Annotated in this window: 16 protein-coding genes; 9 read left to right on the forward strand and 7 right to left on the reverse strand. The window is 75.2% G+C overall.

All coding sequences use genetic code 11. From position 1 onward, the window contains the following. Positions 1–163: 163 nt before the first annotated feature. Positions 164–1,075: a biotin--[acetyl-CoA-carboxylase] ligase gene (locus V1J52_RS06625; protein WP_330138650.1), complete on the reverse strand. Its 912-nt coding sequence runs from the start codon at positions 1,073–1,075 to the stop codon at positions 164–166. Between the two features lie 156 nt (positions 1,076–1,231). On the opposite strand from V1J52_RS06625, the gene V1J52_RS06630 reads away from it, so the two are divergent. The 9 genes from V1J52_RS06630 to V1J52_RS06670 all read left to right on the forward strand — a co-directional run bounded on the left by V1J52_RS06630 (position 1,232) and on the right by V1J52_RS06670 (position 13,835). Next, positions 1,232–2,827 (forward strand): acyl-CoA carboxylase subunit beta, encoded by a 1,596-nt coding sequence (locus V1J52_RS06630; protein WP_330138651.1) that lies wholly within the window; start codon positions 1,232–1,234, stop codon positions 2,825–2,827. A 20-nt stretch (positions 2,828–2,847) separates the two neighbouring features. Further along, on the forward strand, positions 2,848–3,051 hold the full coding sequence (locus V1J52_RS06635; RefSeq protein WP_330138652.1) for an acyl-CoA carboxylase subunit epsilon: 204 nt from the start codon (positions 2,848–2,850) through the stop codon (positions 3,049–3,051). A 100-nt stretch (positions 3,052–3,151) separates the two neighbouring features. After that, positions 3,152–3,280, forward strand: a complete 129-nt coding sequence (gene mmpB / locus V1J52_RS06640; RefSeq protein ID WP_330138653.1) for a morphogenic membrane protein MmpB — start codon at positions 3,152–3,154, stop codon at positions 3,278–3,280. A 64-nt stretch (positions 3,281–3,344) separates the two neighbouring features. Then, positions 3,345–3,980, forward strand: a complete 636-nt coding sequence (locus V1J52_RS06645) for a Maf family protein (protein ID WP_330138654.1) — start codon at positions 3,345–3,347, stop codon at positions 3,978–3,980. Positions 3,981–4,553: 573 nt separating this feature from the next. After that, positions 4,554–6,332: an acetyl/propionyl/methylcrotonyl-CoA carboxylase subunit alpha gene (locus V1J52_RS06650; protein ID WP_330138655.1), complete on the forward strand. Its 1,779-nt coding sequence runs from the start codon at positions 4,554–4,556 to the stop codon at positions 6,330–6,332. Between the two features lie 217 nt (positions 6,333–6,549). Then, positions 6,550–7,755 (forward strand): cytochrome P450, encoded by a 1,206-nt coding sequence (locus V1J52_RS06655; protein WP_330138656.1) that lies wholly within the window; start codon positions 6,550–6,552, stop codon positions 7,753–7,755. 39 nt (positions 7,756–7,794) lie between these two features. Beyond that, positions 7,795–8,889: a type III polyketide synthase gene (locus V1J52_RS06660; protein ID WP_330138657.1), complete on the forward strand. Its 1,095-nt coding sequence runs from the start codon at positions 7,795–7,797 to the stop codon at positions 8,887–8,889. A 103-nt stretch (positions 8,890–8,992) separates the two neighbouring features. Continuing rightward, entirely contained in the window at positions 8,993–11,908 is a 2,916-nt protein-coding gene (locus V1J52_RS06665; RefSeq protein ID WP_330138658.1) for a helix-turn-helix transcriptional regulator, read from the forward strand. Between the two features lie 157 nt (positions 11,909–12,065). Beyond that, positions 12,066–13,835 (forward strand): S8 family serine peptidase, encoded by a 1,770-nt coding sequence (locus V1J52_RS06670; protein WP_330138659.1) that lies wholly within the window; start codon positions 12,066–12,068, stop codon positions 13,833–13,835. Positions 13,836–13,904: 69 nt separating this feature from the next. Here V1J52_RS06670 and V1J52_RS06675 read toward each other — a convergent pair whose 3' ends face one another. The 6 genes from V1J52_RS06675 to V1J52_RS06700 form a co-directional block, all read right to left on the reverse strand. Beyond that, positions 13,905–15,170: an ABC transporter substrate-binding protein gene (locus V1J52_RS06675; RefSeq protein ID WP_330138660.1), complete on the reverse strand. Its 1,266-nt coding sequence runs from the start codon at positions 15,168–15,170 to the stop codon at positions 13,905–13,907. After that, a complete protein-coding gene (locus V1J52_RS06680; RefSeq protein ID WP_330138852.1) occupies positions 15,167–16,246 on the reverse strand; it encodes a branched-chain amino acid ABC transporter permease in 1,080 nt (359 codons plus the stop codon). The genes V1J52_RS06675 and V1J52_RS06680 overlap by 4 nt, the downstream gene beginning before the upstream one ends. 136 nt (positions 16,247–16,382) lie before the next feature. After that, positions 16,383–17,273 carry a branched-chain amino acid ABC transporter permease gene (locus tag V1J52_RS06685; RefSeq protein WP_330138661.1) on the reverse strand — a complete coding sequence of 297 codons (891 nt, stop codon included), beginning with the start codon at positions 17,271–17,273 and terminating at the stop codon, positions 16,383–16,385. Next, on the reverse strand, positions 17,270–18,064 hold the full coding sequence (locus V1J52_RS06690) for an ABC transporter ATP-binding protein (protein WP_330138662.1): 795 nt from the start codon (positions 18,062–18,064) through the stop codon (positions 17,270–17,272). The genes V1J52_RS06685 and V1J52_RS06690 overlap by 4 nt, the downstream gene beginning before the upstream one ends. Then, positions 18,061–18,927: an ABC transporter ATP-binding protein gene (locus V1J52_RS06695; RefSeq protein ID WP_330138663.1), complete on the reverse strand. Its 867-nt coding sequence runs from the start codon at positions 18,925–18,927 to the stop codon at positions 18,061–18,063. Before V1J52_RS06695 ends, V1J52_RS06690 begins: the two co-directional genes overlap by 4 nt. 308 nt (positions 18,928–19,235) lie before the next feature. Further along, on the reverse strand, positions 19,236–20,501 hold the full coding sequence (locus V1J52_RS06700) for a PucR family transcriptional regulator (protein WP_330138664.1): 1,266 nt from the start codon (positions 20,499–20,501) through the stop codon (positions 19,236–19,238). Between the last annotated feature and the right edge of the window lie 175 nt (positions 20,502–20,676).

Below are 20,676 nucleotides of genomic sequence, written 5' to 3' on the forward strand. Positions count from 1 at the left end.
CGCATGACGTGCCTGCGCACTGCCCTTCCGTATCCCTGCGCCGCGCGCCCACCGCGCCGCACCCGGCCACCACGATACGGCAGGTGTGCCCTAGCTCACGTCAGGGAGCGGTGCCAGCTCACGTCAGGGAGCGGCGCCGCCGGGCGGAGCGCCCCGCCGCCGCTCACCGCGCCGGGCGGAGGTGGACGACGTCGCCCGCGTCCACCGCCTGCCGGGTGCCGTCGGCCGTGGCCACGACGAGCCGTCCGCCGCCGTCCACCGCCACGGCCTCGCCCGACAGGGCGCCGCCGCCCGGCAGCTCCGCGCGGACCCGGCGGCCCAGGGTGGCGCACCCGGCCGCGTACGCCTCCTGGAGGCGGCAGGCCGCCGCGTCCCCGCCCGCCCCGCGCCACAGGCCGTACCACTGCTCGACGCCGCGCAGCAGCGCGCGCAGCAGCGGGTCGCGGTCGGTGCGCGCGGCGCCCGCGAGCAGCAGCGACCCGGCCCCGGGGACGGGCAGCTCACCGGCGCGCAGCGAGACGTTGAGGCCGACGCCGACGACGACGGCGCCGGGTTCGCCGCCCGCCGCGCCCCCGGCGTGCTCGGCGAGGATGCCGCCGACCTTGCGCTCCTCGCCGTCGACGTCCGCGAGCAGGTCGTTGGGCCACTTGAGCGCGGTGTCCACCCCGGCGGTGCGGGCGAGCGCGGTCGCGGCGCCGACGCCGCACAGCAGCGGCAGCCAGCTCCAGGCGGCCCGCGGCACGGCGGGTCCCGGGTGCAGCACGAAGGAGAGGAAGAGGCCGCTGCGCGGCGGCGCGTCCCAGTACCGGTCCAGCCGGCCGCGGCCGGCCGTCTGCTCCTCGGCGACGAGGACGGTGCCCTCGGCGACCGGTTCGCCGCCGCGCAGCCGCTCGACGAGGTCGGTGTTGGTGGAGCCGGTCTCCGGAACGACGTCGAGCGCCGTCCACAGGCCGCCGGGACGCACTAGCGCCCGGCGCAGGGCGGCGGCGTCCAGTGGCGGCCGCTCCAGGTCGCTCCAGCGGGACGGCCCCCCGGCGGCGCCGGGGTGCGGGGAGGAGGGCGTCTGCGGTGTCATGGCGACGAAGCCTAGGGTGTGCCGGGCGCCGCGGCCCCGGCACGAGCCGCCCGGCGCGCCCGGGCGCCGGGTGTGGCCAACGCCGCACCGCCGGAAGGGGCCCGCGCCGATACCCTACGAGTCGGTAGCCCCGAGGACGACTAGGAGCCGCTCCCCGTGTCCGAGCAGGAAAGCACCCCCGACATCCACACCACGGCGGGCAAGATCGCCGATTTCCGGCGGCGCACCACCGAGGCCACGCACGCCGGGTCGGCCCGCGCCGTCGAGAAGCAGCACGCCAAGGGCAAACTGACGGCGCGCGAGCGGGTGGAGCTGCTGCTCGACGAGGGCTCGTTCACGGAGCTGGACGAGTTCGCGCGGCACCGCTCGACCAACTTCGGCCTGGAGCGCAACCGCCCCTACGGCGACGGGGTGGTCACGGGCTACGGCACGGTGGACGGGCGCCCGGTCGCGGTCTACTCGCAGGACTTCACGATCTTCGGCGGCTCGCTCGGCGAGGTGTACGGCGAGAAGATCGTCAAGGTCATGGACTTCGCGCTGAAGACCGGCTGCCCGGTCATCGGCATCAACGACGGCGGCGGCGCGCGCATCCAGGAGGGTGTGGTCGCGCTCGGGCTGTTCGCGGAGATCTTCCGCCGCAACGTGCACGCCTCCGGCGTGATCCCGCAGATCTCGCTCATCATGGGCCCGTGCGCGGGCGGCGCGGTGTACTCCCCGGCCATCACCGACTTCACGGTGATGGTGGACAAGACGTCGCACATGTTCATCACCGGCCCGGACGTGATCAAGACGGTGACGGGTGAGGACGTCGGCTTCGAGGAGCTGGGCGGCGCGCGCACCCACAACTCCACCTCGGGCGTCGCGCACCACATGGCGGGGGACGAGAAGGACGCCGTCGAGTACGTGAAGGCGCTGCTGTCCTACCTGCCGTCCAACAACCTGACGGAGCCGCCGGTCTTCCCCGAGGACGTGGACCTGGAGACGTCCGAGCGGGACCGGGAGCTGGACACGCTCATCCCCGACTCGGCGAACCAGCCCTACGACATGCACGGCGTCATCGAACACGTGCTGGACGACGGCGAGTTCCTGGAGACGCAGGCGCTGTTCGCGCCCAACATGATCACCGGTTTCGGCCGGGTGGAGGGCCATCCCGTCGGCGTCGTCGCCAACCAGCCGCTCCAGTTCGCCGGGTGCCTGGACATCGACGCCAGCGAGAAGGCCGCCCGCTTCGTGCGCACCTGCGACGCCTTCAACGTGCCGGTCCTGACGTTCGTGGACGTCCCCGGGTTCCTGCCGGGCACCGAGCAGGAGTTCAACGGCATCATCCGGCGCGGCGCGAAGCTGATCTACGCCTACGCGGAGGCGACGGTGCCGCTGATCACGGTCATCACGCGCAAGGCGTTCGGCGGCGCGTACGACGTGATGGGCTCCAAGCACCTGGGCGCCGACCTCAACTTCGCCTGGCCGACGGCGCAGATCGCCGTGATGGGCGCGCAGGGCGCGGTGAACATCCTGCACCGGCGCACGCTCGCGGCTGTCGAGGAGGGGGCGGAGCGTGAGACGCTGCGCGGGAAGCTGACCGAGGAGTACGAGGACGCGCTGCTCAACCCGTACGCCGCCGCCGAGCGCGGGTACGTGGACGCGGTGGTGCTGCCGTCCGAGACGCGGCGGCACGTCGTGCGCGGCCTGCGCTCCCTGCGCAGCAAGCGCGAGCAGCTCCCGCCGAAGAAGCACGGCAACATCCCGCTCTGACCTCCCGGAGGGTGAACGCCATGATCAAGGTCGTCCGCGGCAATCCCACGCCCGAGGAGCTGGCCGCCGCGCTGGCGGTCGTCCAGGCGCGGGCGGCGGCCGCCGCGTCGGCGGAGTCCGGCGCGCGGAACGTCTCCGGGTGGTCCGACCCGGCCCGGCTCGTCCCGCGCCGCCTGCCCCATCCCGGCCCGGGGGCCTGGCGCACCACGTTCTGGCCCGCGTAAGGAGGCCGGGGGCGGTCCGCCGGCGCCGCCCGCGCGGGCGGCGCCGGAGATGAGTACGGGTACTCAGGCACGGCGGCGCGGGGCGGCGCACGCTGGAAGGATGCTGTGGTCCGATCCCCCCGACCAGCCCTCGGAGCGGCTGCGCGCGGCCCAGGCGCAACTGCGCCGCGCGGGCTGGTGCCTGGCTGCCGTGATCCTGGTGGTGACCTTCGTGCTCGGCGCGCGCTAAGCGCCGGTCCACGGGTCGGTCAGGACCGGCCCGCCGGGGCCGTTCCGGCTTCTACGATGAGCCCATGACGAACGACCCGCCCTCGCCCGGCTCCCCCGCCCGCCGTCTCGTGCTCGCCTCCCAGTCGCCCGCCAGGCTCGGGCTGCTGCGCCAGGCCGGGCTGGCGCCCGAGGTGATCGTCAGCGGCGTGGACGAGGACGCGCTGGACGCCCCCTCGCCCGCCGAGCTGGCGCTCGTCCTGGCCGAGGCGAAGGCGGACGCCGTGGCCATGCGCCCCCAGGCGGCGAACGCGCTGGTCGTGGGGTGCGATTCGGTGCTGGAGCTGGACGGGCGCCCGCTGGGCAAGCCCGCCGACGCGGAGGACGCCATCGCGCGCTGGAAGACGATGCGCGGCCGTTCCGGGGTGCTGATGACCGGCCACTGCGTCGTGGACACCGCCGACGGGCGGCGCCGGAGCGCGACGGCCGCGACGACCGTCCGCTTCGCCGAGCCGAGCGACGCGGAGATCGCCGCCTACGTCGCCTCGGGCGAACCGCTGCACGTGGCCGGCGCGTTCACCCTGGACGGGCGGTCGGCGCCGTTCGTCGAGGGCATCGACGGCGATCCGGGCAACGTCATCGGGCTGTCCCTGCCCCTGCTGCGCCGCCTGCTGGCGGAGCTGGGTGTCCCGATCACCAGCCTGTGGACGGGCCGGGGCTGACCGCCGGTGAGGCCGCGCCCGGGTACGGGAGGGTTCCGCCGTGACGGCGGCGCCCGGGGGAACAGCGCACGGACGGGGTGCGCGGGCACCGTCGCCGGCAGCGCGCACGCGGGCCGGCCGACGGGCCGGACGGCCACAGCGCCCGGCCGGTGGCCCGCGGCGCGGGTGGCGGGCGGGCGCCTCCCGGCGTCGCGGCCCCCGCTCCCGCCGCGCGCACCGCCTGCCGTCCCCGCCGTCTCACCGCACGCACGCTACTGGCGGGTAATGGATGCGCGGAGACCTCGCTCCACACCGCGCCGGGAGCGGCCGGTGAGCGGCAAAGATTCCCCCGGCCCTTAGTAGGGGTCCCACAAATGTTCGTCAGGACACCGCACCGGTGCACGGCGAGACCTTGGACACAATCCGGGCCTCCAGTCAGACTCGTGCCCCCGGCGTACCGTGGGACCGCAAGGCGACGGGGAGGATGCGAGCAGGCCCTGCTACTGACCGTGTGGGCAAGCTCACCCCACTGGTTGACTCGGCGTGTGGTGTCGCCAGTACCTAAACTCAGCTTGTTCCAAGGAGGGAGCCATCGTGCGCAAGGTGCTCATCGCCAACCGCGGCGAAATCGCTGTCCGCGTCGCCCGGGCCTGCCGGGACGCCCAGATCGCGAGCGTGGCCGTCTACGCCGATCCGGACCGGGACGCCCTGCACGTCCGCGCAGCGGACGAGGCCTTCGCGCTGGGTGGTGACACCCCGGCCACCAGCTACCTGGACGTCTCCAAGGTCCTGAGGGCGGCCGCCGACTCCGGCGCGGACGCGATCCACCCCGGCTACGGATTCCTCTCCGAGAACGCCGACTTCGCGCAGGCCGTGCTCGACGCCGGGCTCACCTGGATCGGCCCGCCCCCGCAGGCCATCCGCGACCTGGGCGACAAGGTCGCCGCGCGGCACATCGCACAGCGCGCGGGCGCCCCGCTGGTGGCGGGCACCAAGGACCCGGTCAGCGGCGCCGAGGAGGTCGTCGCCTTCGCCGAGGAGCACGGCCTGCCGATCGCCATCAAGGCGGCGTTCGGCGGCGGCGGCCGCGGCCTGAAGGTGGCCCGCACCCTCGAAGAGGTGCCGGAGCTGTACGACTCGGCCGTGCGCGAGGCCGTCGCGGCCTTCGGCCGCGGCGAGTGCTTCGTCGAGCGCTACCTCGACCGGCCGCGCCACGTGGAGACGCAGTGCCTGGCCGACACCCACGGCAACGTGGTCGTCGTCTCCACCCGGGACTGCTCGCTCCAGCGCCGCCACCAGAAGCTGGTCGAGGAGGCCCCGGCGCCGTTCCTCAGCGACGCGCAGAACGCCGAGCTGTACCGGGCGTCCAAGGCCATCCTCAAGGAGGCCGGCTACGTCGGCGCGGGCACCTGCGAGTTCCTCGTCGGACAGGACGGGACGATCTCCTTCCTGGAGGTCAACACCCGCCTCCAGGTGGAGCACCCGGTCACCGAGGAGGTCACCGGCATCGACCTCGTGCGGGAGATGTTCCGCATCGCCGACGGCGAGGAGCTGGGCTACGACGACCCGCCGCTGCGCGGCCACTCCTTCGAGTTCCGCATCAACGGCGAGGACCCGGGCCGCAACTTCCTGCCCGCCCCCGGCACGGTCACGCGGTTCGACCCGCCGGCCGGTCCCGGCGTGCGGCTGGACGCCGGCGTGGAGACGGGCTCGGTCATCGGTCCCGCCTGGGACTCCCTGCTGGCCAAGCTGATCGTCACCGGCGCCACCCGGCAGCAGGCGCTCCAGCGCGCGGCGCGGGCGCTCGCGGAGTTCACCGTCGAGGGCATGGCCACCGCGATCCCCTTCCACCGCGTGGTCACCGCCGACCCGGCGTTCGCGCCCGAGGTGAACGGCCGCGAGGGCGAGCCCTTCGCCGTCCACACCCGGTGGATCGAGACGGAGTTCGTCAACGAGATCAAGCCGTTCGCCGGTGCGGGGGCCGAGGAGGACGAGGAGGGCGACACCCGCGAGACGGTCGTCGTCGAGGTCGGCGGCAAGCGCCTGGAGGTCTCCCTGCCCGCGTCGCTGGGCATGCCGCTGGCCCGTGCGGCGGTCGCCGGCGGCGCCAAGCCCGCCCGGCGCCGGGCGGCGAAGAAGTCCGCCTCCGCCGCGTCCGGGGACACGCTGGCCTCCCCGATGCAGGGCACGATCGTGAAGGTCGCCGTCGAGGAGGGCCAGGAGGTCGCCGAGGGCGAACTGATCGTCGTCCTGGAGGCGATGAAGATGGAGCAGCCGCTGAACGCCCACCGGGCGGGCACCGTCAAGGGGCTGACGGCGCAGGTCGGCGGCTCGATCTCGTCCGGCACGGTGATCTGCGAGATCAAGGACTGACGGCCCCTCCCGGCCCGTCCCGCGGCCCACCGAGAGCCCCGGCGTCCGCGCCGGGGCTCTCGCCTTACCCGCTGCGCCCCGGCGGCGAGCGGTCCGGGCTCCTGAAACGCCTATTCGGACGAATTCGCCGTTCCTGCCACATCGTTTCGCCTCCGATCGGACAGGCTTCGGATGCCCGGCCGGACCAGCCGGGCTCCGCCACACCGATGGGCCCACGTTGAACAGCTCCGAAACCGTCTGGAACTGCCCCTTCGACTTCGCCGAGAAGCTGGATCCCGATCCGCTGCTGACGCGCCTGCGCACCGAGGCCCCCGTCGCCCGGGTCCGGCTCTCCTACGGGGAGGGCGAGGCGTGGCTGGTCACCCGCTACGAGGACGTGCGGACCGTGACCAGCGACCGCCGGTTCAGCCGCTCCGCGGTCCGCGGCAGGGACTTCCCGCGCATGACGCCGGAACCCATCGTCCAGTCCGAGTCCATCAACCTCATGGACCCCCCGCAGAGCACCCGGCTGCGCAACCTGGCCGGGCAGGCGTTCACCAAGCGCCGCGTCGAGGCGATGCGTCCGGCCACCCAGCGCATCGTGGACGGCCTGCTGGACACGATGGCCGGGCAGGGACCGCCCGCCGACGTCGTGCGCCACCTGTCGGCGCAGCTCCCGCTGCGCACGATCTGCGAGGTGCTGGACGTCCCCGAGCCCGACCGCCCCGAGCTGCGGCAGCGGGCCATGGCGATGATGTCCACGGACGCGGCCTCCCGCGAGGCGGCCACGGCCGCGAAGGCGGAGCTGCGGGCCTACTTCGCGGACCTGACCGCGCGCCGCCGCAAGAACCCGGGCGACGACCTGATCAGCGTGCTGGCCACCGCCCGCGTCGACGACGAGACGCTGGACGACCAGGAGCTGACCGTCATGGCGATGGTCCTGCTCATGACCGGGCACGACACCAGCACCTACCAGATCGGCAACCTGACCTACACCCTGCTCACCCACCCGGAGCACCTGTCCGCCCTGCGGGAGCGGCCCGGGCTGCTGCCGGCGGCCCTGGAGGAGCTGCTGCGGTACATCCCGTTCCGCAAGGGCGTCGGCATCCCGCGCGTCGCCACCGAGGACGTCCGGCTGGGCGACGTGACGATCCGGGCCGGCGAACTGGTCCACGTCTCCTACCTGGCCGCCAACCGCGACCCGGCGGTCTTCCCCGGCCCGGACGACCTCGACCTGGAGCGGGACGGCGCCCGGAACATGACCTTCGGGTGGGGCGCCCACCACTGCATCGGGGCGCCGCTGGCCCTGATGGAGCTGGAGGTGGCCATCGGCACCCTGATCCGCCGGTTCCCCGGGCTGCGGCTGGCCGTGCCGCCCGAGGAGATCCGCTGGAACACCGAGTCGATCTGGCGCTACCCGCACGAGCTTCCCGTCACCTGGTGACCGTGAGCACCCACCACCACACCACGCAGGGAGAGGTCCGTGCCCACACTGTGCCGACCGGCCGTCGCCGTACCCGAACACGTCATCACGATGGCGGAGACGCTGGAGCTGGCCCGCGCCGTGCACGCGGACCACCCCCAGCTCGGTCTGGCACTGCGGCTGATCGAGAACACCGGCGTCCGCACCCGGCACCTGGTGCAGCCGATCGAGCAGACGCTGCGCCACCCCGGGTTCGAAGCCCGCAACCTCGTCTACGCGACGGAGGCCAGGCGCCGGACGCCGCCGGTCATCCACCGGGCCCTCGAGCACGCGGGCCTCGGCGTCCGGGACATCGACCTCATCGTGTACGTCTCGTGCACCGGTTTCCTCATGCCGTCCATGACGGCCTGGCTCATCAACAACCTGGGCTTCCGCTCCGACACCCGGCAACTGCCGATCGCCCAGCTCGGCTGCGCGGCGGGCGGCGCCGCGATCAACCGGGCGCACGACTTCTGCACGGCCTACCCGGACGCCAACGTCCTCATCGTGGCCTGCGAGTTCTGCAGCCTGTGCTACCAGCCCAGCGACCTGGACATCGGGGCCCTGCTCTCCAACGGCCTGTTCGGCGACGGCGTGGCCGCCGCCGTCGTGCGCGGCCGGGGCGGGGTGGGCGTCCGGCTCGAACACAACGGCTCCCACCTGGTGCCCCAGACGGAGGACTGGATCTCCTACGCCGTCAAGGACACCGGCTTCCACTTCCGGCTGGACAAACGGGTGCCCACCACCATGCACATGCTGGCCCCCGCGATGCGGGCGCTGGCGGCCACGCACCGCTGGGACGTCTCCGCGCTGGACTTCCACATCGTGCACGCGGGCGGCCCGCGCATCCTGGACGACCTGTGCGACATCCTCGGGGTGGACCCGGTCATGTACCGCTACAGCAGGGCCACCCTCACCGAACGCGGCAACATCGCGAGCTGCGTCGTCCTCGACGCGCTGGACCGGCTGTTCGCCGACGGCGGGGCGCAGCACGCGGCCCGCGGCGTGATCGCGGGCTTCGGCCCCGGCATCACCGCCGAGATCTCCCTCGGCAGCTGGACGACGGCCGCCGCGAGCGGGGTGCCCCCGGCCGCCGCCATGGCCACGCTGAGCTGACGTCCCGCCGGGCGCTGCCGCCCGGCCGCCCGGCGGGGCGGCAGCGCCCGGCGGGCGGCGAGACCCTCCCGGAACGCCGCGCGGGCCGGTACCGTACGGGGCCGTGCTGCCTGGTGAGCGACCCCCGGCGCCGGACACCGACGCCGTACGGGCGGACACGGTCGTCCGGCGGTCCGAGACGCCGGTCCTCATCGGCCGCACCGGCGAGCTGCACACCCTGCTCGACGCGCTCGCGTGCCCGCCCGCCGTCGTGCTCGTGGAGGGCGAGGCCGGGATCGGCAAGACACGGCTGATCCGGGAGGCCCTGGGCCACGCGTCGCTGCGGGGCCGCCCCGTCCTGGCCGGTGGCTGCCACCCGCTGCGCGAACCGTTCCCGTACGGGCCGGTGTTCGACCTGCTGCGCAGGCTCGCCGGACGCGTTCCCGGCCGGCTCGACCCGGTCTGCGGCGCGCTGCGGCCGTACCTGCCGGAGCTGGCCCGGGACCTGCCGCCCGCCCCGGAGCCGCTGGCCGACCACCGCGCCGCCCAGCACCGGCTGTTCCGCGCGGTCCGGGCGCTGCTGGACGCGCTGGGGCGCGCCGTCGTCGTCGTGGAGGACCTGCACTGGGCCGACGACGGCACCCGGGACCTGGTGCGGTTCCTGGTGGACGACCCGCCCGGCGGGCTGGCCGCCGTACTGAGCTACCGCCGCGAGGAACTGCCCGGCGCCGGGCTGCCGCTGGGACGCGCCTACCGCCGGCCGCCGGGGACGACGTCCGCGCTCGTCCCGCTCGCGCCGCTGGACGTGGCCGCCGTGCGTTCCATGGCGGCGGCCCTGACCGGCACTCCCGCGGTCCCCGGCGAACTGGCGCGGGAGCTGCACGAGCGGACGGCGGGCATCCCCTTCGTGGTGGAGGAGGTCGTGCGGGCGCTGCCGCCCGGCGTCACCGGCCGGGAGCCGCTGGACGCGCTGGCGGTGCCGACGCTGCTGCACGAGGCCATGGCCGACCGGATGGCGCTGCTGTCGCCGCAGGCGGCCCGCTGCGTCCAGGCCACCGCCGTCCTGCGGGTGCCCGCCGGGGAGGAGCTGGTCGCCGCCGTCACGGGCGCGGAGTCCGGCACTCCCCTCCGGGAGGCGCTGCTCGCCGGGGTGCTGCACGAAGTGGAGCGGTGCCGGTACGGGTTCCGGCACGCGCTGGCCCAGCAGGCGGTGTACGGGAGCCTGCCCGGGCCGCTGCGGCGGGACCTGCACCGGCGGGCGATGCGGGCGCTGGCCGCCCTGGAGGCCCCGCCGCTGGTCCAGCTCGCCTACCACGCCCGGCAGGCGGAGGAGCTCGCCGCGTGGCGCCGTTACGCGGAGGCCGCGGCGGAGGCGGCCCGTGCCCGCGGCGACCTGGCGCTCGCGGTGGAACTGCTGGAGGGCCTGCTGACCGAGGGGCGGTTGCCGGCCCTGGAGCGGGCCCGGCTCGCGGTGCGGCTCAGCGAGGCGGCGCTGAACGGGCTCACCCACCGCCGGGCGTCCGCGCTGCTGCGCCGCGTCGTGGAGGACGCGCACGTGCCGGACGGGCTGCGCGGCGAGATCCGGCTCAACCTCGGGCTGCTGCTCAACAACCAGGCGGGGGACTACGAACAGGGCCGCGTGGACACGGAGACCGCCGTCGAGGAGCTGCGGGAGCGCCCGGCGCTGGCGGCGCGGGGCATGGCGGCGCTGGCGATGCCCACCTGGGGCGACCATCCGTGCCGCGTCTACCGGCGGTGGATCGCGCGGGCGGAGGAACTGGTCGCGCGGGAGCCGGACGGGGCGCTGCGGATCGCCGTGCGCGGCAACCACCTGGCGTTGCTGCTCAGCCTGGGCGAGCCGGGGGTGCGGGCCCGTGCGGACGCGCTCCTCGCGCGCGGCGGGACGGCCGCCGAGCGGGTGCAGGTGGCGCGGATGTGCGCCAACCTGGCCGACGCGGCGGCCTGGCAGGGACACGACGGCGACGCCCACCACTACCGGCGGGTCGGCGAGGGGCTGGCCCGCGAGCACGGCGCGCCGTACGTGCGCAGCCTCACCGAGGGCACCGCGCTGCGCCTGGAGTGGCACGGGGGCCGGTGGACGGAGCTGGCCGGGCGGGCGACGCGCGCCCTGGAGGACATGGGCGGCCACGACGGGGTGGGCGGACTGTCGGGCCTGGCGGTCGACGCCTCCCTGGTGCTGGGACTGCTGGCGCTGGCGCGGGGTGAGTGGGACGAGGCCGCCGCCCGGCTGGACGCCGCCGGGCCCGCCGATCCGGCCAACGCCTCGGCGCCGGCGCTCGCGGTCGCCTCCGGCGCGCTGGTGCGGCTGCGCGTGGCCCGGGGCGAGGTGGCGGCGGCGTGCGCGGAGGCCGAGCGGGCGGTGCGCCGCGTCCGGCGCAAGGGCATCTGGGTGTGGGCGTCCGAGCTGGTCCCCATGGCCGTCACCGCCTACGTGCGCGGGGAGCGCTCCGGTGACGCGGAGGCGCTGACGGCGGAGTTCGCCGCCGGTGTCGCGGGACGCGGCAGTCCGCTGGCGGCGGCGGCCCTGGACGCCTGCCGGGGCGTCCTGGCGCTCGCCGGCCAGGATCCGCGCGGCGCGGCAGCGGCCTTCGACGCCGCCCGCCGGGGCTACGCGGCGCTGCCGCGCCCGTACGCCGCGGCCCGGGCGAAGGAGGCCGCGGCACGCTCCCGACTGGCGCTCGGCCTGCCGGAGGGCCCCGGGGAACTGGCCGCGGCGGCCGACGAGTTCGCCGCGCTGGGCGCCACCAGGGACGCCGCCCGGTGCCGCCGCGTGCTGCGCGGCAGCGGGGTGGTGACGCCGTCGCGGCGCGGTCGCCGCGGCTACGGTGACGCGTTGTCACCCCGGGAGCGCGAGGTGGCGCGCCTGGTGGCGCTCGGGCACACCAACCGGGAGATCGCCGCGGTGCTGTTCCTGTCGCCGCGCACCATCGAGCAGCACGTCGCACGGGTGCTGCGCAAGCTCCGCGTGGCCTCGCGGGACGACGTGGCCGAACCGCCGCCGTCCGGTGGCGCTCCCTGACGGACCCGGCCGTCCGGGCGCGCGGCGTGCTGATTGCGTAGCCCTACCTACCGCACCCCGGATTGTTTCCGCTCCGCCCCGCGCGGAGGGTGAGGCCCGCTACCGGCAGCCGCACCCCACGCGGCCCGGCCGACCCCACTCGGAGGAGCGTTCAGGCATGCGCACAAGAAGATCACGGTTCGGCGCGCTGTGCGTCGGAGCCACCACGGCGGCCGCGACGGTGCTGGCCCTGGCCGGCCCGGCCGCGGCGGGCCCGCCCCAGGCCGAGGGCACCATCGTGAACGCCGGCGCCGACGGCGTCGTCAAGGGCAGGTACATCGTGGCCCTCACCGGCGGGGCCTCGGTCCAGGCCGGTGCCAGGGCGCAGGCGCGCTCGGCGGCGGCCGCCCTGGTGGAGCGGCACGGCGGACGGGTGGACCAGGTCTACTCGGCGGCCTTCCGCGGGTTCTCGCTCACCGCGACCGAGGCCGAGGCCAAACGGCTCGCGGCGGCACCGGACGTGCGGTACGTCGAGGCGGACGGCGTCGCACGGGCCAGCGGCACGCAGCCCGACCCGCCGTCCTGGGGGCTGGACCGGGTGGACGGCACGCGGGACCGGGCGTACGCGTACCCGAACGAGGGCTCGGGCGTCACCGCCTACGTGCTGGACACCGGCATCGACCTGGACCACCCGGACTTCGGGGGCCGGGCCACCAGCGGCCGGGACTTCATCGACAACGACAGCGACGCGAGCGACTGCCAGGGCCACGGCACGCACGTGGCGGGCACGGTCGGCAGCCGGGACTACGGGGTCGCCAAGGACGTCGACCTCGTCTCGGTGCGGGTCCTCGACTGCCAGGGAAACGGCCAGTGGTCCCAGATCATCGCGGGTGTCGACTGGGTGGCCCGAAACGCCCAGGGGCCGTCGGTGGCGAACATGTCGCTCGGCGGCGGCGCCAACTCCTCGGTGGACCGGGCCGTGCAGGGCGCCATCGACGCGGGCGTCACCTTCGCCGTCGCGGCCGGCAACGACAACGGGGCGAACGCCTGCAACACCAGCCCGGCCCGGGTGGGGGCCGCGGTCACGCTCGGCTCCACCGACAGCGGTGACAACCGTTCCAGCTTCTCCAACCTCGGCCGCTGCCTCGACCTGTTCGCACCCGGCAGCAGCATCACCTCCACCCGCAACGGCGGCGGCTCCCAGCAGATGAGCGGGACGTCCATGGCCACGCCGCACGCCGCGGGCGCGGCCGCGCTCTACCTGGCGGGCCACCCGGACGCCTCCCCGCAGCAGGTGCGCGACGCCCTCGTGGGCGCCGCCGAGCAGGGCGTCGTGCGCAGCCCCGGCAGCGGCTCGCCCAACGCGCTGCTGCGCGTGACCGGCCTGGGGACCGCCCCCGGACCCGGCCGCCCCGACGCCGCCTTCACCGCGCGCTGCGAGACCACCGGCACCACCTGCGCCTTCGACGCCTCCGGCTCCAGCGACGCGGACGGTGACATCGTCTCCTACGCCTGGGACTTCGGCGACGGTGCGGACGGCACCGGGGTGACGCCCTCCCACACCTACGCCGAACCCGGCACCTACGAGGTGACGCTGACCGTCACCGACGACGACGGCGAGAGTGGCACCACCACCCGCCGGGTGACGGCCGGAGCGCCCGTGGGCGGGGCGCCGGACGCGCGCTTCAGCGTCTTCTGCCTCCAGGCGGTGTGCGACTTCGACGCCTCGGCCTCCAGCGACCGGGACGGTGACATCGCCTCCTACCGGTGGACGTTCGGTGACGGCGCGAGCGCCACCGGCGCGACCGTCTCGCACCGCTACCCCGCGGCGCAGCGGAACTACACGGCCGCGCTGACCGTGACCGACCGGGCGGGCAACACGGACACCGCCACCCGGCTCGTCCAGTGCTGGCACTTCGGCTCCGGCAGCACCTTCTGCTTCTCCTGACGGCCGACGGCGGCGCGGTGTCCGGGGGCCCGGCGCCCCGGACCCCGCGCCGCCCCGGCGCGCGAGCCGTCAGCCCGCGTCCTTCGCCTCCAGGTACGCCGCCGCGCCCTGCGGCTCGGCCGCGTCCTCGACCGGCTCGGTGCCGCCGGTCTCGCCCTTCGCCGGCTTGATGACGTAGGAGCCGGTGGCCGAGGGCATCGATGCGTCGGAGAAGTTCTGCGGCGCGCCGAGACCCACGTCCACCTGGTCGCGGGAGCGGTGCGCCTCGACCAGGCCCGCGCGGGTCAGGTCCTTCGCGTCGCAGGCGGCCTTCAGGCTCTCGCCCAGCAGGACGGAGGCGTTGTAGCCGGACAGCACGCCGGAGTCCACGAGCGCGCCGGGGTACGCCTTCTCGTAGTCGGCGACCATCTTCTTGACCGCGGGCAGGTCCACGCTGACCGACGGGATGGCGGTGACGATGTGCAGCATCGACTCCAGCGCGGGGGCCGCCGGGGTGTCCAGGAGCTGCGGGGCGAAGCCGGGGGCGCTGGTGACGACGGGCACCTGGAAGCCGGAGGCCGCGGCCACGCCCACCAGGGACGCCGTCTGCGCCGGGCCCGCGCTGATGAGCACGGCCTTGACGCCCTCGCTGCGCAGGGCCGTCACCTGGGCCGTCAGGTCGGTGTCGGTCGCCTTGATCTTCTGTTCCACGACGGTGAGCCCGTGCTGCCCGGCCGCGTGCTTCGAGCCCTGCACGGCGTTGGCGCCGTACTCGCCCTCGAAGTAGACGTGCCCGATGGCGTCGCCCTCCTTGATGCCGCGCGCGCTGACCAGGAAGTCGACGGCGCGCATCATGTCCAGGTCGTAGGTGGTGCCGAGGACCTGCACGGCGTCGCGGCCGAGGAGGGAGGCCGACCACGCCTGCGGGAAGGTGAGGATCTGGTCGCGCTCGATGTCGTCGATGAGGGCGTCCACCACGGGGGAGCCGATGACCTGCGGCATGGCCAGCACGTCGGGTGAGAGGTTCGCGTAGGCGGCGACGGACTTCTGCACGTCGTAGCCGTGGTCCTCGACCTCGATGCGGATCTGGCGGCCGCAGATGCCGCCGTCGTCGTTGATCTGGTCGGCCCACATCTGCTGCGCGTTGACGATGCTCTCGCCGAGGGTGGCGTAGGGGCCGGTGAGGTCGGTGAGGGCGCCGAGGGTGATGGTGTCGTCGGTGACGCCCGGGCCGGTCTTGACGCCGTCGGAGCCCGCCTTCCCCTCCTCCTCGGCGGCCTTGGTGCTGCAGGCGGTGCCCAGCAGGGCGAGGGTGGCGATGGCCGCGAGGGCGGTGGCGCTGCGGGTACGGTTCACGAGGTGGACTCCTTGGACTCAGCGGCGTTCGGGACGTGCCGGGGGGCGGGGTCGTTGCCGTCCGGCGGGCCGGCCCGGCGGGCGGTGCCGGAACCGCCGGGCGCGGCGCGCGGCGCGCGGCGGAAGAGGCCGACGAGCCCGCCGGGCGCGTAGCGCAGGATGAGGATGATCGCGGCGCCGTAGAGGTACCGGGCGGCCTCGGTGGGGCCGACGGAACTCCCGCCGCTGCCCGGTGCGTCGACGACCGGGAGGACGTCGGCGTAGCGGGCCATGACCAGCGGCAGCATCGTGACGAAGGCCGCCCCGGCGACGGCCCCGGCCACCGAGCCGAGACCGCCGATGACGATCATGGCGAGGTAGTCGATGGACAGCGCCAGCCCGAAGTAGTCGGGCACCACCCGGCGGAAGGCCAGCCCGATGAGGGCACCGGACAGGCCCGCGTACATCGAGGAGACGACGAAGGCGGCCGAGCGGTAGCGGGCCACCGGCACGCCCATGACGGCGGCGGCCACCTCGCTGTCCCGCACGGCGGCCAGCGCCCGTCCCGGCCGGCCGCGCAGGATGTTGCGGGCGGTGAACCAGGCGAAGGCCAGCAGCACCAGGGCCAGGTACCACAGCCGCTCCTCGGCGCCGAACGGCACGCCGAGGACCAGCAGTTCGGGGTCGGAGGAGGTGAAGGAGAAGCCGCCCAGCTCGAACGGGGCGACCGAGCGGCCGTTGTAACCCCCGGTCACCGGTTCGGCGTTGAGCATCACGTGGTGGCCCACGAAGACGAGCGCGAGGGTGGCGACACCCAGGTAGATGCCGCGCACCCGCCCGGAGACGGGGCTGAAGACGCCGCCCGCGACGCCCGCCAGGCACACCGCGAGCACGAGGGCGAGCGGTGCGGGCAGGCCGGGCCCGGGCTCGCCCGCCAGCCAGGCGTACCCGTAGGCGCCGACGGCGAGGAAGAAGGCGTGGCCGAGCGAGAGCTGCCCGGCGCCGCCGCTGAGCAGGTTCAGGCCGATGGCGCCGATGGCGGCGGCCATGGCGAACAGCCCGATCTGGAGCCAGTACGACTCCAGGTAGAACGGCATGGCGCACAGCAGCAGCACGCACGCGGCCGGCGGCAGGAGGCGGGCGGTGCGGGACCGCCCCGGGGGCGGGGCGGTCCCCGCCGGGGTGCTCCCGCCGGGGGCGGCGGACGCGGGGGCGGCGGTGGACGCGGCGGTCTCAGACACGGACGGCCTCCTTCGAGCCGAGCAGGCCCTGCGGCCGCACCAGCAGGACGAGCACCATCACCACGTACGGCGCGACGTCGCCCAGCCCCCGCCCGAGCCCGGACAGCTCGTTCTGGTATCCGGCGGCCAGTGCCTCGGTGACGCCGATGAGCAGGCTGCCCAGCAGGGCGCCCGGTGGGGACGCCATGCCGCCGAGGATCGCGGCGGGGAACGCCTTGAGCGCGATCTGCGCCGTCGTGCGCTCCAGGCCGGGCGCCGGGAAGGCGGTGAGGAACAGCGCCGCGAGCGCGGCCAGCGCCCCGGCCAGGCACCAGGCGACGGTGCGGATGCGGTCGAGCCGGATGCCCATGAGGGCGGCGGCCTCCCGGTCCTCGGCGGCGGCCCGCAGCGACAGGCCCCAGGCGGTGAAGCGGAAGGCGGCGAACACGACGCCGATGACGAGCAGCGAGACGACGATGGAGGCGATGCGGCTGGTGGGGACGGTGACGTCTCCGAGCGTGACGACGTCGCTGCCCCACGGGTCGCCCAGGGAGAGCAGGTCGCCGCCGATGCGCCGGGCCAGTTCGGTGACCATCAGGATGTCCACGCCGATGGTGAGGATCGTCAGGATGTGGTGCTGCTGGGGGTCCAGGCCGCGCAGCAGCACCCGGTCGACGATCCCCGCCGCCAGCGCGGTGCCCGCGACGGCGACGCCCAGCGCGAGCAGGAAGCCGAGGTGTTCGTGGAGGACGGCGGTGAGGTAGCCGCCGAAGAGCAGCAGCGAGCCCTGCGCGAAGTTCATCACGCCGGACGCCTTGAAGATGATGACGAAGCCGAGGGCGATGAGGGCGTAGACCGAGCCCAGCGCCAGTCCGTTCAGCAGGATGTCGAACGCTGTGTTCATGCGGACCGCTCCTGCTCACCGGGGGTGCCGAGGTAGGCGCGGCGCACCTCGGGGTCGTTGCGGACGTCGTCGGGGGTGCCGCCCGCGATGCGGCGGCCGAAGTCGAGGACGGTGACCTCGTCGGCGAGCCGCATCACCAGGCCCATGTCGTGTTCCACCAGCAGCACGGACAGGTTCAACTCCTCGCGGACGGTGCGGACGACGGCGGCCATGCGGGCGCGCTCGGCGCCGTTCATCCCGGCGACCGGCTCGTCCAGCAGCAGCACCCTGGGTTCGAGGCACAGGGCGCGGGCCAGTTCGACGCGCTTTCGGTCGCCGTAGGAGAGCAGGGCGACGGGCTTGTCGAAGTGCGGTCCGAGTCCGGTCAGTTCGGCGAACTCCCGGGCGCGGGCGCGGTGGGCGCGCTGCTCGCGCACGGCGTGCGGCAGGCGCAGGGCGGTCGCGGCGAACCCGGCCCGGCTCAGCGCGTGCCGCCCGAGCAGCAGGTTGTCGGCGACCGTGCCCGCCGTCGTCACGATGTTCTGGAACGTGCGGGCGACGCCGAGGGCGGCGATGCGGTGCGGGGCGAGCCGGGTCAGCTCGCTGTCGCCGAGCGTGACGCTGCCGGCGGCCGGGCGGTACACCCCCGAGAGCACGTTGAAGCAGGTGGACTTGCCCGCGCCGTTCGGGCCGATGAGCGCGTGGATGCTGCCCGGCGCGACGGTGAACCCGACGGCGTCCAGCGCCGTCAGGCCCGCGAAGCGGACGGTCAGGTCCGTGATGCGCAGGGGCGGTGGGGGGCCCTGGGTCATGCGTCGCCACGCCCCTCGGTGCCGGTGTGCCGACCGGGGCCGGCGCCGGGGGCGGGCGGCGGCGCCGGCGCGGCGGCGACGGGCTCGGAGCCGGCCGGTGCCTCGCCGAGGTAGAGGCGGCTGACCTCGTCGGTGCGGGCCAGCTCGTCGGCGGGACCGGACAGCCCGACCCGGCCGACGTCCAGCACGTAGGCGTGGTCGGCCAGCGCCAGGGCCATGGCGGCGTTCTGCTCGACGAGCAGCACCGACGTGCCCTGGGCGTGGATCTCGCGGACCACCTCCGCGATGCGTTCGACCATGAGCGGCGCGAGGCCGAGCGAGGGCTCGTCCAGCAGGAGCAGGCGCGGCCAGGCCATGAGGGCGCGGCCGATGGCGAGCATCTGCTGCTCGCCGCCGGAGAGCAGTCCGGCCCGCTGGCCGGTGCGCTCGGCCAGCCGGGGGAAGAGGCCGTAGACGCGGTCCCGGGCGGCGGTGCGGCGCTCGGCGGCGCCGCGCCTGACCCGGCCGAGGCCGCCGGCCCGCAGGTTCTCCTCCACGGTCATCCCGCCGAAGACGCGGCGCCCCTCGGGCACCTGCACGACGCCGGCGCGGACGGCGGCGACGGGGTCGGTGCCGTCCAGTGTGCGCCCGGCGTAGCGGACCGTGCCCGCGGTGACGCTGCCCCGGTACAGCCGCAGGGTGCCCGAGACGGCGCGCAGCAGCGTCGTCTTGCCCGCGCCGTTGGCGCCGAGCAGGGCGACGACGCCGCCTTCGGGCACGGTGAGGCTCACGTCGTGCAGTGCGGTGACGGCGCGGCCGTAGCGCACGTCGAGATGCTCGATCCGCAGGTCTCCCGACCCGCGGTCCGGCGGTGGTCCGGACATCACTCCTCCTTGGGGCCGCACGCCGGGCGCAGCGGACGGCGCGGTGCGGACGGACCTTCACGACAGCAGCAGGGCGGGCGGGCGTACAGATCCGGAAGGGATGTCGGGTGCGGCTTACAGAATCCGCCCACCCGGCCTGTGCGGCTGCACAGCGGAGGGCGGAAGCCGCAGGACAGCACGGCTGTGGCCCCGCTGTGCCGGAGCACAGCGGGGCCACAGGACGCGGGGTGGCCGCGCCTCCCGGACGGTGCGCCCGGGGCCGCGCGGCGGGTGCGCGGCGGCTCCGGGCGGGGCGCCGGGCCGGGGCGTCAGCCGTCCAGGAGGCGCCGGGCGGTCAGCGCCAGCGAGAGCTGCACCAGGTCGGCCGGGCGGGAGAGCGAACGTCCCGTCAGCTGCTCGCAGCGGCGTAGCCGGTTGAGGACGGTGTTGCGGTGGCAGTACAGCCGTGCTCCGGCGCGCGGCGCGGACCCGTCGCACTCCAGCCAGGCCGTGAGGGTGTTGAGCAGCACGTCCCGGTCGGCGGGGTCCAGCCGCAGCAGGGGGCCCAGCACGCGGTCGGCCAGGGCGGCGCCGAGTTCCGGCGAGGAGACGGTGAGCGCGGCGGGCAGGTGCTCGTCCAGGACGACGACGGGCGTCTCCTCGGTGCAGCAGCGCAGCGCCGTCCCGGCGCACCTGCGGGCGTCGCCGAGGGCCGCCAGGCCCTCCACGGCGGAGCTGACGCCGACGCGGAGCCCGCCGGGCGCGCCGGGCAGCGCGCGGGCGAGGTCGGCGGGGCGGTTCTCGCCGAGGAGGGCGATGGCGTGGTCGGCGCCGGCTCCGGTGTGCCACAGCAGGCGCAGCCCGCCGGGGCCGCTGGCCGGCCGGTTCTCGCGGTGGGCGGCGCGGCCCTCCCCGGTGAGGACGGCGACGGCGTACCGGCCGTTCTCCGGCAGGTCCAGGGCGGCGGCGACCTCGGGCAGGTCCGCGATGCGGGTGGTGCCGTCGAGCAGGGCCTCGGTCATCAGCCGCAGCGCGTTCTCCCGGCGCCAGGTGAGCTGCCGTTCGGCCTCCCGGTAGGCGTCGGCGACGAGGGCGCAGTGCTCGTCGACGGAGTTCCACACGTAGGCGGCGGAGTGCACCAGCAGCCGCACGTCCTCCGGGCGGCGCCGTTCGGTCTGCTCGATGAGGCCCTGCCACACGATCGCGCCGCCCCGCCGGAAGGCGTGCTGGAGCGCGGCCAGCGGCATGCCGTGTTCGGCGCGGCGGGTGCCGATCTGCCACGCGCAGCGACGGGCGGGCTCGCGGTACTGCCGGGGGTGCAGGAGGGAGCCGACGTTGTAACGCAGGGCGCGGTGGGCCTCCTGCCAGACGTCCTCGGCGTCGGCGGCGATGGCGGCCCGGTAGGACGGCTCGCGTTCGTTGAGGAAGGCCACGAGCCGGTCGGTGAGACCGGCCAGGTCCTCGATGAGTCCCCGCGCGGCGCGGTGGAGCACGGCGACGGCTTCGGCGTCGGCGTCCTGACGGGGACCCGTCGGCTGCGCCGTGGCGGTCTGGTCGTGCGGGGTACGGGCCGGGGACAACACGTCTGGCTGCATCACAGTCCTCCACCTGAGTGGGCCTGCGGGCGGCGGGGGCGCCTGGCAAAGCCGGAGGGCCAGCATGACATACCAGTCGGTCGGTCACCCAGGGGTGCGCGAAAACTAGCACTGGTTGGTTATCGGTGCGATGCCACCCCGTGACGTCCCGGGAACGGGGCCCGGCGCGGCGCGC

The sequence above is a fragment of the Streptomyces solitudinis genome, from assembly GCF_036323765.1.
In the GTDB taxonomy this organism is placed as follows: Bacteria; Actinomycetota; Actinomycetes; order Streptomycetales; family Streptomycetaceae; genus Streptomyces.